This is a genomic window from Acetobacter sp. P1H12_c (genome assembly GCF_018811975.1).
GTDB classification, from domain to species: Bacteria; Pseudomonadota; Alphaproteobacteria; order Acetobacterales; family Acetobacteraceae; genus Acetobacter; species Acetobacter persici.
In genome coordinates this window covers 1-16,125 of the sequence record NZ_JACRVR010000017.1, presented here as the reverse complement: position 1 = coordinate 16,125, position 16,125 = coordinate 1, and the positions used below count along the sequence as shown (strand labels likewise).

At 60.6% G+C, this 16,125-nt stretch carries 10 protein-coding genes and 1 pseudogene; 8 read left to right on the top strand and 3 right to left on the bottom strand.

The genetic code is table 11. From position 1 onward, the window contains the following. Positions 1–3: 3 nt before the first annotated feature. Positions 4–1,296 (bottom strand): cation diffusion facilitator family transporter, encoded by a 1,293-nt coding sequence (locus KP699_RS09910; protein ID WP_215762475.1) that lies wholly within the window; start codon positions 1,294–1,296, stop codon positions 4–6. Between the two features lie 105 nt (positions 1,297–1,401). On the opposite strand from KP699_RS09910, the gene KP699_RS09905 reads away from it, so the two are divergent. The 4 genes from KP699_RS09905 (at position 1,402) to KP699_RS09890 (ending at position 7,320) form a co-directional block, all read left to right on the top strand. Next, positions 1,402–3,060, top strand: coding sequence for an NAD(P)/FAD-dependent oxidoreductase (locus tag KP699_RS09905; RefSeq protein WP_215762474.1), 1,659 nt, complete (start codon positions 1,402–1,404; stop codon positions 3,058–3,060). A 168-nt stretch (positions 3,061–3,228) separates the two neighbouring features. Further along, positions 3,229–5,466, top strand: coding sequence for a TonB-dependent siderophore receptor (locus tag KP699_RS09900; RefSeq protein WP_237591848.1), 2,238 nt, complete (start codon positions 3,229–3,231; stop codon positions 5,464–5,466). Continuing rightward, positions 5,463–7,079: a PepSY-associated TM helix domain-containing protein gene (locus KP699_RS09895; protein ID WP_308164907.1), complete on the top strand. Its 1,617-nt coding sequence runs from the start codon at positions 5,463–5,465 to the stop codon at positions 7,077–7,079. The genes KP699_RS09900 and KP699_RS09895 overlap by 4 nt, the downstream gene beginning before the upstream one ends. Continuing rightward, positions 7,066–7,320 (top strand): DUF3325 family protein, encoded by a 255-nt coding sequence (locus KP699_RS09890; protein WP_215762473.1) that lies wholly within the window; start codon positions 7,066–7,068, stop codon positions 7,318–7,320. The genes KP699_RS09895 and KP699_RS09890 overlap by 14 nt, the downstream gene beginning before the upstream one ends. A gap of 48 nt (positions 7,321–7,368) precedes the next feature. On the opposite strand, the gene KP699_RS09885 is transcribed toward KP699_RS09890, so the two are convergent. Further along, positions 7,369–8,154 carry an alpha/beta fold hydrolase gene (locus tag KP699_RS09885; protein WP_215762472.1) on the bottom strand — a complete coding sequence of 262 codons (786 nt, stop codon included), beginning with the start codon at positions 8,152–8,154 and terminating at the stop codon, positions 7,369–7,371. Positions 8,155–8,415: 261 nt separating this feature from the next. Between KP699_RS09885 and KP699_RS09880 the strand changes: the two genes are divergently transcribed. From KP699_RS09880 to KP699_RS09870, 3 genes are all read left to right on the top strand, one after another. After that, on the top strand, positions 8,416–9,231 hold the full coding sequence (locus KP699_RS09880) for a universal stress protein (protein ID WP_077930361.1): 816 nt from the start codon (positions 8,416–8,418) through the stop codon (positions 9,229–9,231). A gap of 74 nt (positions 9,232–9,305) precedes the next feature. Further along, positions 9,306–11,612 carry a hypothetical protein gene (locus KP699_RS09875; RefSeq protein ID WP_215762471.1) on the top strand — a complete coding sequence of 769 codons (2,307 nt, stop codon included), beginning with the start codon at positions 9,306–9,308 and terminating at the stop codon, positions 11,610–11,612. A 139-nt stretch (positions 11,613–11,751) separates the two neighbouring features. Then, a complete protein-coding gene (locus KP699_RS09870; RefSeq protein ID WP_215762470.1) occupies positions 11,752–14,133 on the top strand; it encodes a TonB-dependent siderophore receptor in 2,382 nt (793 codons plus the stop codon). Positions 14,134–14,547: 414 nt separating this feature from the next. Here KP699_RS09870 and KP699_RS09865 read toward each other — a convergent pair whose 3' ends face one another. Next, positions 14,548–15,546, bottom strand: coding sequence for a glycosyltransferase family 2 protein (locus tag KP699_RS09865; RefSeq protein WP_215762499.1), 999 nt, complete (start codon positions 15,544–15,546; stop codon positions 14,548–14,550). A 388-nt stretch (positions 15,547–15,934) separates the two neighbouring features. Between KP699_RS09865 and KP699_RS09860 the strand changes: the two are divergent. After that, positions 15,935–16,125 (top strand): annotated as a pseudogene (locus KP699_RS09860) (IS5/IS1182 family transposase); the annotation flags it as partial.

Here is a 16,125-nt window from a genome sequence, read left to right as displayed (position 1 = left end):
ATATCAGACTGTATGCGGGTCTGTCAGGTGGCAGGGCGGGTGATAGTCCGCGCTTTCAATCTGCACCGTGGGGTGCACAATGCCAAAGCGGGTGCGCAGGGTGGCAACGGTGCTTTGCAGCAGCAGCGTTTCCGTCTGCCCGGCAGGCAGGCTGGCCGCGCGGACCAGATGCACCGTGAGGGCGGTTTCCGTCGTGCTCATGGGCCAGATGTGCAGGTCATGCAGGTCCGCAACACCGGGCTGGGCGCGCAGGAAGTCCTCCACGCTGTCCCGGTCCACGGAGCGGGGCACGCCATCCAGCGCCATATCCAGTGAATCGCGCAGCAGGGACCATGTGGCCAGCACCACCACGACGGAAATGGCGAGGCTGATGGCAGGATCAATCCATGTCAGGCCGGTCAGCAGGACCAGCCCGCCCGCAATCACCACGGCCAGAGAGGTCAGCGCGTCCGAGGCCATGTGCAGGAACGCCCCGCGAATATTAATGTCGTGCTTCTGCCCGGAGGCAAACAGCAGGGCTATACCGCCATTCACCAGAATCCCGATGGCGGCGACACTCATCATGGTCCAGCCAGCCACCGGGGCCGGGTGGAACAGGCGCTGGATGGATTCCCACGCCACGCCGCCCGTCACCAGCATGAGAATGACCGCATTGGCGAGGGCCGCCAGAATGGAGGAACGCCGCAGCCCGTAGGTAAAGCGCGCGGAGGGCGATTTTGCGGACAGATGCTGCGCCAGCCATGCTGCCGCCAGCGCCAGAACGTCCGACAGGTTATGGCCAGCATCCGCCAGCAGGGCCAGCGAGTGGGACATGACACCCCATAGCGCCTCCGCCCCCAGATAGACGGTGTTCAGCACAATCCCGATGGCAAACGCCACGCCGAATGAGGCGGGCGTATGTACATGATGATGCCCGAACCCGTGGTGATGATCGTGCCCGTCATGCGTGTGGCCGCCATGATCATGTCCATCGTGATTATGCCCGTGATGATCATGGGTGTGATCATCGTCATGCTCATGCCCGTGCCCGTGCCCGTGCAGGCCGCCATCATGTGCAGGGTCCGCAGCGCCGTGGGCATCATGATCATGGTCGTCATGGTTATGTCCGCAGGTGGCGGCCGCGCCGGGGTTTTCTCCGCCTGTCGGGGTGGCTGGCTGATCGTGCGCGGAGGAGCCACAGGCAGCGGGGCCACAGGGCAGACCGTGTGCGGAATCTGGCGCAGGCGGATGGTCCTGCGCTGTGCAGAAGGACTGGTCCGTATGCGGGCCGGAGGACGCGGGCGGTGGCTGAGACATGGCATGTCCTTGCGGGTTGGCGGGGGCGTGCCCGTTGCGTCCGGACGCTGTCCGGCATAGGGAAAGCCCCTGAATTGTCTATACACATGTGATAAAGGTCGCGCCATGCTCAGACTGACCGAACTGCGGCTTCCGCTGGACCATCCCCCCGAGGCTCTGAAAGAGGCCATCCGGGCGCGCCTTGATATCGCGCCGGATGCGCTGGAGCATTTTACCGTGTTCCGGCGTGGGCATGATGCGCGGCGGCGCAGTGCGATTATTCTGGTCTACACGGTGGATTGCGCTGTGAAGGAGGAAGCCGCCGTGCTGGCGCGCTACCGGGCGGCGCACCCAAAAGACCCGCATGTTACCATCGCACCTGACATGCGCTGGACCCCGCCGGTGGCGGATGGCGCGGCGCTGGCCGGTAAGCCGGGGTATCTGCGCCCTGTTGTGATCGGGGCCGGGCCATGTGGTTTTATGGCGGCGCTCACGCTGGCGCAGATGGGTTTGCGCCCGATTGTTCTGGAACGCGGCAAGGTGGTGCGTGAGCGCACGGTGGATACGTTCGCGCTGTGGCGCAAAGGAGTGCTGACGCCTGAGAGCAACGTGCAGTTTGGTGAGGGCGGGGCCGGGACGTTCTCGGACGGCAAGCTGTATAGTCAGGTGCGGGACCCGCGTTTTCTGGGCCGCCGGGTGCTGGAAGAATTTGTAAAGGCCGGGGCGCCGGAAGAAATTCTGTATCTGGCGCATCCGCATATCGGCACCTTCCGGCTTGTCTCCATGGTGGAACATATCCGCGCGGAAATTGAGGCCGCCGGGGGCGAGTATCGTTTTGGCACCCGGGTGGACGGGCTGGTGCTGGAAGAGGGCACGCAGCGCGTGAAAGGGGTGCGCACGGCTGAGGGTGAGGTGATTGCTACAGACCATGTGGTAATGGCCGTGGGCCACAGTGCGCGGGACACGTTTGCCATGTTGCAGCAGGCAGGTGTGCAGATGCAGGCCAAGCCGTTCTCAATTGGGGTCCGCATTGAACACCCGCAATCCGTGATTGATACGGCCCAGTTTGGCCCGAGTGCCGGAAACCCGCTGCTGGGCGCTGCGGAATACCGGCTGGTGCACCATGCCAGCAACGGGCGCGGCGTCTATTCCTTCTGCATGTGCCCCGGTGGAACCGTGGTGGCCGCGACGTCCGAAGAAGGACAGGTGGTGACGAACGGCATGAGCCAGTATTCCCGCGCGGAACGCAACGCCAATTCCGGCATGGTGGTCGACCTGCGCCCCGGCGAGGATTACCCGGATGATCCGCTGGCAGGTATGGCCTTCCAGCGCCACTGGGAGCGCAAGGCGTTTGAAGCCGGGGGCCGTTCCTACAAGGCTCCGGCGCAGCGGGTGGGGGATTTTCTGGCCGGTCGCCCATCCACCACGCTGGGGGCGGTCGTGCCGTCCTACAAACCGGGCGTGACGCCCGCGGACCTGTCCACCTGCCTGCCGGACTTTGCCGTGGCGGCCCTGCGTGAAGCCCTGCCGTTGTTTGACCGCAAGCTGAAAGGCTTTGCGATGGAAGATGCGGTAATGACCGGGGTAGAAACGCGCACCTCCTCCCCGTTGCGGATTCCCCGTGGGGCGGATGGTCAGTCTCTCAGCACGCCCGGCCTGTATCCGGCAGGGGAAGGCGCTGGCTATGCTGGCGGTATTCTGTCCGCAGGGATTGACGGTATCCGGATTGCGGAAGCCGTAGCGCTGGATCTTGCCGGAAAAACGGTTGACGGGCTGGGGCTTTAAAAGGACAGCGCGGGGGCCGCACGTATCTGGCCGGGGTTTACGCAAGCGTGTTCCCGGCCAGTGCGAATACGCAGAGATGAAGCATTTTTTAGACTATTGCTAAATAGTAATTGCAAATAATTCGCATCTTCATGTAAGCGGCAGGGACTTCGTGGGAGAAAGAAAGCCGTGTCTCGTACTGCCTGCCTTTTTGTCGTGCTGGGGGTGACCTGCGCCACCCAGCCTCTTCTTGCTGCTGAACCTGAGGCAAAGGATCCTTCCAGAAAATCCTCTGTTATTAAACGGCCTGCCCAGCAGTCTCCTCAAACCTCTGCCCGGAAAGCTGGCGGGAAAACGGGAGCAAAAACCGCAGATCGCGCCGCGGCGGCGGAAGCCATTAACGTGCAGGGGCGCAGGCTTGCCACAACGGCATCCTCCGCGACCAAAAGCGATACGCCGCTGATTGAAACGGCGCAGTCTGTCTCCGTTATCACCCGGAATGAGATGAATGTGCGGGGCGTGCTGAGCCTCAATCAGGCGGTGCGTTATGCGGCAGGCATCACGCCGGATCTGCGCGGCGGGATTGGCACGCGGTATGACCAGTTTCTGCTCCGTGGCTTCAGTGTTCCCACGTTCCTCGATGGTCTGAAGATGCAGGACAGCCCCACGGGTTATGCAGTGGGGCAGACTGACACGTTCCGGCTGGAGCGGGTGGAGTTGCTGAAAGGCCCGGCATCCGCACTGTATGGGCAGTCCAGCCCAGGCGGGCTGGCCGCCCTGTCCAGCAAGCTGCCTACGGCGCAACGGTCTTACGGTGATGTCACGACGACGGGCGGTATGTTTGATCTCTACCGTGTGGATGCGGATGTTGGCGGGTTTGCGTCTGACAACGGTTCAGTGCGCTACCGTGTGTATGGCACCGTGAATGGGCAGCACACGCAACTCTCCAAAACCGGCAGCCGCCGGTTCTCCATAAGCCCCTCTTTCAGCTTTGGCGGTGATGGCCCGACGACACTCACCATTCTCGGCAATTACCAGTATGACCCGGAAAGCGGCACTTATGGCGGTGTTCCGCTGGAAGGCTCCTTGAAACCGGCATCCTTTGGCTATCTGCCCCGTAACTTTTATGACGGTGATGTCGCGGTTGAAAAGTTCAACCGCAAACATGGTGCTTTTACCTACATCTTTAGCCATCGTTTTAATGACGACTGGAGCTTTAACTCCCGCGGCCGTTATGATGATATCAAGGTAGAGCAGAGAAGCACGTATGATGCGGGCTATTACAGCAGCCCGGACACCGTGCCGCGCTATGCCTATGGCACCAACGAGCATGTGCATAATCTGGCGTTTGATAGCCAGTTTAAAGGCCATGTGAACACCGGCCCGCTGCGGCATGTGCTGATGTTTGGTTATGACTATATGTGGCAGCAGGCGGGTGAGCTGTACACGCAGGGCGATGCACCGGACCTGAACGTGCTGCACCCCAATTATCACATGACCTTCCCTGATCAGGTGGCGGCTGCGCGTTATAAGGCGGATTCACATCAGGTGGGTGCGTACGGGCAGGATGAAATCCACTGGGGCGGACTGGTTCTGAATGGCAGCCTGCGCAATGACTGGTACCGGTCCCGCCAGATTGAGCGGTTTAGCGGGTCTGATACACGGCAGCGCTCCAGCCAGATTACATGGCGCGCGTCTGGCCTGTATCACTTTGATTTCGGCCTTGCGCCCTATATCAGTTATTCCACATCTTTCCAGCCGCAGTCTGGCCTTGTGTCAAATGATGGCGGGAAGACCATGCGGCAGGCCAGCCCTTCTCTTGGCAAACAGCTTGAAGGTGGCCTGAAATATCAGATCCCCGGAACGCCAGTGCTGCTGACGGCGGCTGGTTTCCATATTGAGCAGACCAATGTTCTGGTTTCTGTCGGTAGCCTGCCGTACAGCGTGCAGAGTGGGAAAGTCCATTCTGACGGATTTGAGTTTGAGGCGCATGCGGATGTTTACAAAGGCCTGATGGTGACCGCTGCCGTCAGTGTTCAGAAAGTGCGTGATGATTCCACCGGAAAACCGCTGATCCAGTCTGGCAAGGGCAATGCGTCCCTGTTTGCGTTCTACACCGTGCCGTCCGGGTCCCTCAAAGGGTTCGGGTTTGGTGGCGGTATGCGCTACACGGCCAAAGCCTATGGGGGCGAGGCTACATATGGCAGCGTGTGGCTGCCGAATTATGCGCTGTTTGATGGCTCCATCAAGTATGATCTGTCCAACCTCTCTCCCTCGCTGCATGGGTGGACAGCGTCTGCCAGCGTCCGAAACCTGTTTGACAAACATTTTGTCTCAAACTGTCTGGCATATGCCTCTTATGGTCAGGCCTTCTGCTATTATGGGGAACGACGGAACGCGCAGGGCAGCATAGGCTTCTCCTGGTGAAATCTGCCGCAGTCATTCTGCTGGCCTATGCTGCTGCGGCACTTCTGAGCTTTGTTGTGGCGGGGGTGCTGCCCGCATCCCCCGTCAATGCCGTGCTGGCAGGGGTTTTTGCCGGGCTGGCAGGCTGGCCACTGCTGACCATGCTCGGGTTTTCCCGCGTCCGCCCCGGTTTCCGGGCCGCGATGACGCAGGTGCATGATATGGCGGGCATTTTTGCCGGATGGCTGATTTACGTCATTACGCTGTCCGGCACGCTCAGCGTGTTTCGTCCCGAAATCAGCTTATGGGCCCGGCCAGAATTACGGGCGCAGCCGGTGGACCCGGTCGCGGCAACGCGTGCCGCCATTGGCTGGCTGAGCCAGCACGCGCCGCATGCGTCCGCTTGGTACATCACGCCCGCACGGGCGCGGGCGCCATTTAGCTGGGCCGCGTGGGATGAAAACGGGGCGTTTCTCCAGCGCGCGCTGGACCCGGTAACAGGGGCCCCGGATGCGATCCGGGATACGCTGGGCGGAGATTTTTTCTACCGTTTTCATTTTGAATTGCAGTTGCCGTATCCGTGGGGGCGGCTGACGGCTGGCATTGCAGCCCTTGCGCTGGTGTTTGTTTTGCTGACTGGCATTGTGGCGCACCGACGGATTTTTCTGGATTTTTTCACGTTCCGGCCCGGCAAGGGGCAACGGAGCTGGCTGGATGCGCATAATCTGGCGGGGGTGGCGGCGTTGCCATTCCATCTGGCCATTGCCTTTACCGGGGCGGTCACACTGGCCAGCCTTTTAATGCCCTGGGCGGCACTGGCGCATTATCCCAATGCCGCCACGTTTGAGAGTGCACTGGCTCCCTCTCTGTCCGCCCCGGCCGCTACGGGGGCGGCAAGTACACTGGCTCCTGTTGCCTCGGTTCTGGCGGAAGCGGCCCGCCGTTTGAAAACGGAAGGCATAAATCAGGTGTACGTTTATAATCCGTCTGACAGTGCCGCGACGATTGTGATCCTCGGCGATAATAATGACCGGCTGGCGTTTGGTACGCACGTCCTGCGTTTTGATGGGAAGACCGGAAAACTTCTGTCTGACACGCAGGAAAAACGGCCCGCTGTTACCGCGTTTGCCGTGCTGTACGGTCTGCATGTGGCCCATTTTGCGCCACTGGCAACACGCTGGCTGTATTTTGCCTCCGGTATTCTGCTGCTTGTTGTGACGGGGAGCGGGCTGAGGCTCTGGCTGAGGCGCCGCCTGCGCCGGGGGAACACGGTGGGCCTGGTTGCGCTGGACCGGATGAATGCGGGCATGGTGGCGGGCACACCCGTTGCATTCAGCACGTTTTTTCTGACGAACCATCTGTTACCTGTCACGCTGCCAGACCGGGCCGAGCGGGAAATACAGGTGGTGTTTGCCGTCTGGTTTCTGCTTCTGCTGCTGGCGCTGCTCATGCCCGCGCGGAAAAGCTGGCAGATTTTGACAGGTCTTTGCTGTTTTTCTGCACTGGCGGTTGCGCTATGCAGCGCGCCGTGGGGGAACAGCGTGCAATGGGGTGTTTCTCTGGTGGCACTCTGTCTGGCAGGCTGTTGCGTGCAGGCGCTCCGGGCCATGAGGGCTGCGCATGACGGTGACTGATTCTTATGGAACACTTCTGCAATTTTGCGCAGTTTTTATGCTGTCCCTGCACCGTCTGTGGGTGCGGTGGGCGGGCGGTGTTCTGCTGGCGGCCAGCCTGTGTCTGGACATTATGACTGCCGAAAATACCGGCTTCACCCTTGTTTTCTGGATTTGCGCACTGGCGTTTGCCGTCATCGCCACGGCTCTGCTCCATACCGTCAGACGGCAATGGGTGCAGAGGCGTGGGGGTGTGCTTTAAGGGGGGTGCCTTATCTCGTGGAAGGCGGGGAAGTTTTCAAATGCTACCTTACTTCCCCGCAAAAGCCTCAGCCAGTTCGGCAAAGCGTTTGGGGGCGTCAACATGGACCCAGTGGCCTGCGCCGCTGATGGTTTCCAGCGTGTAGTGCGGGAACAGGCGGCGCATGGCGGGGTAGTTTTTGGGCTGGATATAGGGGGAGATCTCACCGCGGATAAATAGCGTCGGGCCGTCATACTGCGTGCCGGGCGGCAGGTCCGGCCAGCTCATGATGGTGGGCAGCGCCGTCATGATGTCCGCAAGGCCGATGCTCCAGCCGGGAGCGTCGCCCAGCCGCATGTTCTGCACCATCATCTGGCGGATGGCTTCATTCGGGATCAGCGGATGCAGCAGGGCATCCGCTCCGGCGCGGTCCAGATGCGGGGGGAAGTCCAGCTTTTCCAGCCCGGTCGGCACATCCATGCGGGTAAAGCCGCCCTCACCGGGGGCAATATCCACCACCAGCAGGCTCTGCACGCATTCCGGGTGGCGCAGGGCCAGCATCATGGCGGTTTTKCCGCCCATGGAATGGCCCAGCAGCAGGGCGGGCAGGGCGTTGTGGTGCTCCAGCGTCTCCCGCACATCATCGGCCATAATCTGGAAGCTCATGGGGCCGTGGGGGCTGTCCCCGTGGTTGCGTAAATCCAGCGCCAGTGTGCGGCGGGTGGCGGCCAGCCTGCGCTGCACAAACCCCAGATTGCGGGCCCGGCCAAACAGTCCATGCAGCAGAACAACCGGGGGAAGGGGCCGGGCGTCGGAGGACGCTTCGGGGCCCCGTTCAATCACGTTCAGCAGCACGGCGTGTTTTATCCTTTCAAAAACAAGGCTCTGGCGAGCAGGCCTCAGTAAACTCTCGCTTATCTTCTCCCTAAAGGCGAGGGGGCCGGGGGCGTTTTTTCTTCACCTTCCTGAGAGACCGGCGCTGGGGCGTGCCGCACGGTGCCAGTGGCGGGAACCTGCGGGCGGATGGCGGGTTGGAACAGAACCGTCTCAGCGAGGCAAGCCCCTCTGCCGCATGGCTGTAACCCGGAGACGGCGCAGAATAAGGACGGTTTTTGCATGGAACGCTGCCTCGTTATCCTCAACCGGCCCGATCAGGCTGTGGCACTCCTTTCTCAGGCGGCGGCGCTGATCAGGCAGACAGGCGGGGACCGGATTGATGTTCTGGCAGCGCGTGAGCCCCCGTATGATGGTCGGGGCCCGATGGGGCTGACGGAGGAAAGCATTTTTGTCATGCGGCAGGACCAGCGGACATGGGCGGTTGGGCTGCATGCCATTTTTCATCGCTGGCTGGAGCAGGAATATGGCTCTCCGGAGGGGCGGCTTTCCGCGGTGGAGGTCAACTGGCTGGACCCGGAAATTGCCGTGGAGCGGATGATCAGCGGATATGGCCGCGATGCCGGACTGATTATCATGAGCTTTCCTGACGCGCGGGACAGTGAACAGAAACATCGTGCCCTGCGCGCTTCCATTTTTGAGACAAACCGCCCGCTCCTGCTGGTGCCGCCCTTCTGGGACCGCCCGTGCGGCCGCACGGTGCTGATGGCCTGGCGGGAGTCCGCCAGTTGCCGCAAAGCCTTTACATCGGCCCGTATGCTGCTGGCGCATGCGCATACGGTGATGGTGGTCTCGGCCGAAGGCGAGACAATGCCCGCCGATCTGCTGCCCGGTGTGGCGTATGAAACAGCCCATCTGCCGCACAGGAGTGGTGCGGATGCCATTGCGCAGCAATTGCTGGACACGGCCCATACGGAAAAAGCGGATCTGCTGGTAATGGGCGGCTTCCAGCACGGCATGGTCTATAACCGCATTATGGGCAGCGTGACGGAGTATGTCCTGCACCACCCGGCTCTTCCGGTTCTGCTGCATCACTGACCATGCCGCGGGGCGCGGGGAAAGCCCACGTCCTCCTTGTAGAAGAGCCGCCTGCTTTTTGCTAAAGCCGGTCTATGGAGACCGCATTTTCCCGCCCGGCGTCGCGTCGCTGGCCGCTCTGGCACGTCGCGCTGCTGGTGCTGCTGCCTGTTGTCATTCACCTGCCTGAACTGCTCGGCCCGGCTTTGCTGGGGCAGATGACGTCCGACCCGCTGTCCGTGCTGTCCGTGGCCACCACCACCCGGCGGGATTGGCTGGAAGGTGGCCTGTTGCCCGGTCTGCCCGGCTGGATTGACGGGTGCGCCGGGGTGATTGTGCAGGCGCTGGGCCATCTTGTGGCGTCCGACTGGCGGCAGGGCATCCTGCCCTGGTGGAACCCGTATAGCGGGGTGGGGATGCCGCTGGCCGGTGAGTATCAGCCCGCCGCGTTCTTCCTGCCGTTTGTGCTGCTGCTGGGCCTGCCCGGCGGCCTGCTGCTGATGAAGATTGCTCTGCAAATGGTGGCAGGGCTGGCGATGTATGCGTTTTTACGCGCTTTGCGGCTGGATGCCCGCGTGGTGCTGGCAGGCGCGCTGCTTTATACCTTTAATGGCACCTATGGCTGGGCTTCGGACGGACCCAGTCAGCCACTGGCCTTTTTACCACTGGCCCTGTTCGGGATTGAGCGGGCCAGAACGCATGTGGGGGCAGGAGGCTGGGGCTGGCTTGCGCTGGGGCTGGGCTATCTGCTGCTGTCCGGCTTTCCGGAAACGGCGTTTCTGGTTGGCACACTGGCCCTGTGCTGGGCCGTGTTGCGGCTGGTGCAGCAGCCTGCATCCGCGCGGCTTTCTTTCGCGCTGCGTATTGTGGCGGGCGGCAGTACGGCGCTGTTACTGGCGGCCCCGCAACTGGTTGCCTTTGCGGATTTCCTGCGGGAAGCATGGGTCGGGCCGCATGCGGGGGTGATGGATGTTCGCCTGCCGGATGCAAGCTGGATCATGGCGCTGTTCCCTTACATCAACGGCCCGTTTTTTTACGGGCAGGCCGAGCAGTTTGGCGCATGGTGGGCAATGGGCGGCTATATCGGGCTGGTTATCCCGTTTCTCGCCCTTGTTGCGCTGGCTGGAGCACGTGAGCGCCCGGCCCGGCTGATGCTGGCGGCTTATGTGCTGATCTGCATGGCCAAGCAGGCCAATCTGCCGCTCCTGACAGGGCTGGTGGATATGCTGCCCGGTGTGGGGCGCACAGTGTTCTACCGGCTGTGCTTTCCGGCGGAACAGGCGGCCCTGCTGATGCTGGCCGTGTTCGGTATGAATGATCTGTGCCGGCTTTCGGCAGATCTGCCTGCGGCGCAGGTAAGGGCGCGTTTCAGGCGGCCAGTGCTGTGGGCCGGACTGGTGCTGAGCGGGGCTGTGGGCGTTGCCTGGTGGCTGAATGGGGCCACACGGGCCGCCCTGCGTTCCTACAGCCACGGGCCGGTGCCCACATGGGGGTATGAGGCTGCATCGGTTGCGCTGGCCTGCGTAGCGATGGCTTTGTGTGTGGCAGCGTTTCTGGGGGGCGCGCGTCTGCCCTCTGCCCGTGCGCGGATGGGGCTGCTGAGTGCGGCGGTGCTGGGGGAAGCTCTGGTGCTGTTCTGTGTTCCCCTGCTTTCCCTGCGTGCCCCGCTGCCCCGCAATGTGCCCCTGCTGCAAACCGTGCAGCGGGAACTGGGCTTGCAGCGGTTTGTCACTATGGGGGTGATCGCGCCGAATTATGGAGCCTATTTCCGCCTGCCGTCGCTCAACCATAATGGTGTGCCGATGCCAGCCGCGTGGATTGCGCGCATGCAGCGTGATTTTGGCCCGGATGTGGACCCGGTGACGTTTGACGGCATTACCCCCAACCGCCCCGGCGGCCAGTTTTTTCTGGCGGACACACTTGCGAAAAGGCCGGAGGTTTTTGAAAAACTAGGTGTGGCGCTGGCTCTGGTGCCGCACGGGTTCCCGCTGCCGGGCAGCGAGGCGCTTGCACCGGAAAACCGCCTGAAGCTGCTTTATACCGATGCCACAGCCGATGTGTATCGTCTGCCGCATGCCGCCCCGTATTTTGAGGCAGGGGCTGGGTGCCATGTGCAGGCGGCCAGCCAGACAGAAGCGCGGACAGACTGTGCCGCGCCCTCTTTTCTGATCCGGCGGGAACTGATGATGGCGGGCTGGACAGCGCGCGTAAACGGCCAGACCGTTGTGCCCGTTTTTGAGGACGGCCTGTTTGAACGTATCCTCCTGCCAGCGGGGCAGGCGGAGGTCCGTTTCAGCTTCACACCGCCCTTTATGGTGTGGGGCTGGGCCGGTTTTGTGGCGGGGCTTGTGCTGCTGGGGCTGGGATTTGCGGGAAAAACCCGCCCGGCCTCAGGCGACTGAAGAGCAGGGGAAAGCCGGGGAAAGACCGCGATAAGGTTTAAGCGGGACAGCTATGCATAATCTAAATTTGCGAATCATTATCATCCGCTGTTACAGCACGACACCTTCAGGCTCTTATTATAACAGGCTGTATTATCCCATGCGTAAAAACACTTTCCGGCGGATTCACCCCGCTCCTCTGGCCTTTGGTCTGGCTCTGGGGTGCGGCACGGCCCTTCCTGCCATGGCGGCGGATGATGCAACGGGGAAAGAGCCTGCGCACCCCCCTCATGCCCCTGAAAAATCAGAGAAGCTTGCCGGGCAGCCTCAGGCTGTGCTGAGCAACCCGAAGGGCCACGGGCCGGATCTGGTCAAAGAAAAGGACGGCACGGAGTCCGAGCACTGGGTTGTTACGGCCTCCCCCATGAACACGCTGCGCACGCCCATTGGCATCAGCCGCATGCCGCAGGACGTGCTGCACACGCCGCAGACGATTGATGTTGTGCCGCAGATCCTGATGCAGCAGCAGAACGTGAAGTCACTGGATGAAGCGCTCAAGAACGTGCCGGGCATTACGGCGTCCGTGGGTGAGGGGGAAGGCGGGATGTCCGGGGATCAGTTCCTGATCCGCGGGTTTGCTGCCCAGAATGATATTTATGAAAACGGCCTGCGGGATTTTGGTGTCTATACCCGTGACTCCTTTGATTATGACCATGTGACCGTGATCAAAGGTCCGTCCTCTCAGGTCTTCGGGAACGGCACCACGGGTGGTGCAATCAACATCACCACCAAAACGCCTAATGAGCAGAACCATATTGGCGCGAGCTTTTCAGGTGGTAGCGGGTCTTATTATCGTGGCACGCTGGATTTCAACCACAAGATTACCGACACTATTGCCGTGCGCCTGACCGCCATGGGGAATGAAAATAATATGGTCGGGCGTGACTATATCTACTCCCATCGCTGGGGGATCGCGCCGTCCATTATTTTCGGACTTGGTAAAAAAGTTAATTATACCATCGAATATTTCCATCAGTCTGATAACCGTATTCCGGATTACGGGGTGCCGACCGTCAAAAAACCGGGGGCGCAATATGCCCGTCCGGCTACGGAATATGGGGTAAGCCGCACCAACTGGTATGGCACGACGTTTGATCAGGACAATACCAGCGATGATATGCTGACAGGCCGCCTGAAGTGGGAAGTTAACCCGCACATCACGGTCTATAACGATACGCGCGGCGGGCTTTACAGCCGGTATTATTCCGCATCGCAGGAAGCGTGTGGCACGGTCTGTAATGCGGCGCTGTTTTCTTCCCATCCGGGAACAGCCACAATTTCCCGCAATGGCGGGCTTGGCGGGCCGAACCCCTACCAGCAGGATGACTGGTCTGTGCAGAACGTCGCCTCTGCTGTGGCGAATTTTAACACAGGGACAATCCGGCACCAGATGATTGGCGGCGTGGATGTGGAACATATTTACGATCGTCGCCTGAACTATGCCTATAACGGCACACGTCAGGGTACCAGCCTGCTGAACCCGTCCATGCTTGTGCCGGGGCTGGAACGTGGTGCCGCCGGGCAATATGCCAACAACCTGACCAACATGCCCAATAGCGTGGGGAAAAAGGAATGGAAAACGGGTGACGCCACGGATGTCGGCGCATTCTTTTCCGAACAGGCGTGGCTTGCTCCGTGGTTTTCCGTACGGGCCGGGTTCCGCTGGGACCATTGGGACAGCCACTACAGTGCAACGGGCGGCGTGGCCTCAACACCGGATACGCATCTCGGCCAGAAGCAGGATACTTTCAACCCGAATGTCAGCCTGATGTACACGCCGAATGATCATTCCATGATCTATTTCAACTGGGCGCAGTCCACCACGCCGATTGGCCTGTATGTGACCAACAGTTCTGAACCGCTGACGCCCAAGAATGCGGCCTTCAAACCCGAACGCAGCAACCTGTATGAAATTGGCGCAAAATACTCAGCGTTTCATGACCGGATTGGCTTTACGGCTGCGGTGTTCCGGCTGGAAAAAAGCAACTCTCTCATGACGGACCCCAGCTCTGGCGATGTCACGGCCTCCAGTGACAACCAGCGCAACCAGGGGCTGGAACTGAGTGCCTCCGGCCAGATTGTAAAAGGCTGGAACATGATTGCGACCTATGCGCGGTATGACAGCGAGACAACATCGTCCCTCACGCTGGCGGATGTGGGCAAGCAGGTGCAGTACGTGCCGCGTAATCAGGCAACCGTCTGGACCACGTATGAGTTCGCGCCCAAAGAAGCCTATAACCTGACCTTTGGCGGTGGCGTGACATGGCGGGAAGGCGTGTTTCTGGACCCGGCGAATACGGCGCGCGTGCCAGCAAACGTCGAGTTTGACGCAATGGTGTCTCACCAGTTTGGTCAGCACTGGAAAGTCACCATGAATGGCTACAATCTGGATAACCGCCTGAACTACAGCAACCTGTTCAGCAACCGCGTGACGCCGTCCATTGGCCGGGCATTCCTCTTCAACCTCTCCATGACATACTAACAAAAAACCCGGAGGGCGCAGAACGCGCTTTCCGGGTCAGTACAAGCATGGTTTTCCCGCCTCTGTCCTGATCAGGACAGAGGTTTTTTTGTTCAGGAAGCCTGTGGGCGCTGGTTGCGTACCAAAGCGCGTCCGGCGCGTAACAGTCCGGGCAGCAGAACAAGATAGAGCGCCAGACTGAGGCCGAGGAACAGGGAAACCCATTTCACGGTAAAGACTGGAACCAGCGGTAAAAAGGGGAGTGCCAGTCACTATATCTGTGGGTCTTTATTTCTTCGAGAATGAGTTTGGAGTCAGAATACAGATACCCCGGAAGGGTGGCGCGGAGATTGAGCACAACCCCGATAAACGCCAGACAGGTAAAGAGCACCCCCTGTCTGGACTCTGAATTCTGCGCAGGGCTTACGGCCATGCTCAGTGCCCGGCGGCGGAAGGAGCGGAACTGGCAGGCAGGGCGCTTTCCAGCCGGAGGGGAGCGGGCAGGGCAAGATAGGCGAGCCGTTTGGCTTCACGCCGCCCGAGCGCCACGCTGTCCAGTATCAGGCCGCAGCCCATGGAAAACGCTGAGAGTGTCACCAGTCCGGTGGCCAGAACCGCTGTGGGCAGGCGTGGCACCAGCCCGGTGCGGAAGAAGTCCAGCACGACAGGGACGCCAAGCCCGATCCCGCACAGCAGGGTGAGACCGCTGATGATGCTGAAAAACATCAGCGGGCGTTCCTGTTTGACCAGATTGATGATCATGCCAAGAATACGGAAGCCGTCGCGGTAGGTTTTCAGCTTGGAGGTAGAGCCCGGCGGCCGCTCGACATAGCGGGTTGGCAGTTCGCCAATGGGCATGGCCTGCTCAAGCGCATGCACCGTGAATTCAGTTTCCGTTTCAAACCCGGAGGACAGAGCCGGGAAGGATTTGACAAACCGGCGCGAGAAAACCCGGTAGCCGGTGAGCATGTCAGACAGCCTGCGGCCAAAAACACTGGTGACAAGGCCGGTCAGAACCCGGTTGCCCAGAACATGGCCGCGCCGGTAGGCGTCTACCCGGTCTGTCACGCGGGCGCCGTTGACCATATCCAGCCCGTTTTCCATGGCCAGCCGTAGCATGGCGGGCGCGGCTGCGGCCTCGTAGGTCGCATCCCCATCCACCAGAATGTAAAAGTCGGCATCAATGTCCGAGAACATGCGCCGGATGACGTAGCCTTTGCCCTGAAGGGATTCCGTCCGGACGATAGCCCCCGCCGCCTGCGCGCGGGCGACCGTCTGATCCGTCGAGTTGTTATCATAAACGTAAATAGGGGTCTCAGGCAGTGCTGCCCGAAAGTCCTGCACAACAGAGGTAATTGTAATTTCCTCATTATAGCAGGGAATCAGGACCACAATTTTAGGGACCCTCTGGTCTGAGGGAAGAAGAGTTGTCACATGATCCTCGATATACAGCACTTGTTGAGAGAAATGCCTGAATGTTCTCTGTCAAAATCTGTTGGATGTGATCTTTAGCATGAGAGAACAGGCCAAAATACCCTGCGATGCCGATGTGAAGATACTCTGGGATTCCGACCATCGGGGGCACGGAAAATGCTTGGCACAAGCTGGTGCTGTAAGGACGCGCCGTGTTTTATGGCGGGTGGACTACTCAGTTTTGGCGAGTGTGGCGATCACACCGTCCGGTGCTTCCTGACACAGAAAGCTTTCCACGTGAAAGCGGTGCCGTTTCTTGGTTTCCAGATAAATCTTGCCAATTGAGTAGGCCCTAGCAGCCTGTCGGATTGGGGTACCCTGTGAAGGGGTGATGTTGTAAGGTTGTGAGATGAGCAGCTTCATCCCGTTTGACCGGTCTCAGCCGTATCTTCTGCCACCGGATCTGAAGTCGTGGCTTCCTGCTGACGATATGGCGCATTTCATTGTTGCAGCCGTTGAGCGGGTTCCGATGAGCGCGTTCTGCGTGCCAGTGCGCACGGGAGGCAAGGCGCAGTATCATCCGCGCCTGATGCTGGCCCT

Coding starts and splice junctions, on each gene's coding strand:
- KP699_RS09880 (WP_077930361.1), top strand. CDS start 8,416: ATGGAACGCTGCCTCGTTATCCTCAACCGGCCCGATCAGGCTGTGGCA.
- KP699_RS09890 (WP_215762473.1), top strand. CDS start 7,066: ATGACGGTGACTGATTCTTATGGAACACTTCTGCAATTTTGCGCAGTT.
- KP699_RS09870 (WP_215762470.1), top strand. CDS start 11,752: ATGCGTAAAAACACTTTCCGGCGGATTCACCCCGCTCCTCTGGCCTTT.
- KP699_RS09910 (WP_215762475.1), bottom strand. CDS start 1,296: ATGTCTCAGCCACCGCCCGCGTCCTCCGGCCCGCATACGGACCAGTCC.
- KP699_RS09905 (WP_215762474.1), top strand. CDS start 1,402: ATGCTCAGACTGACCGAACTGCGGCTTCCGCTGGACCATCCCCCCGAG.
- KP699_RS09875 (WP_215762471.1), top strand. CDS start 9,306: ATGGAGACCGCATTTTCCCGCCCGGCGTCGCGTCGCTGGCCGCTCTGG.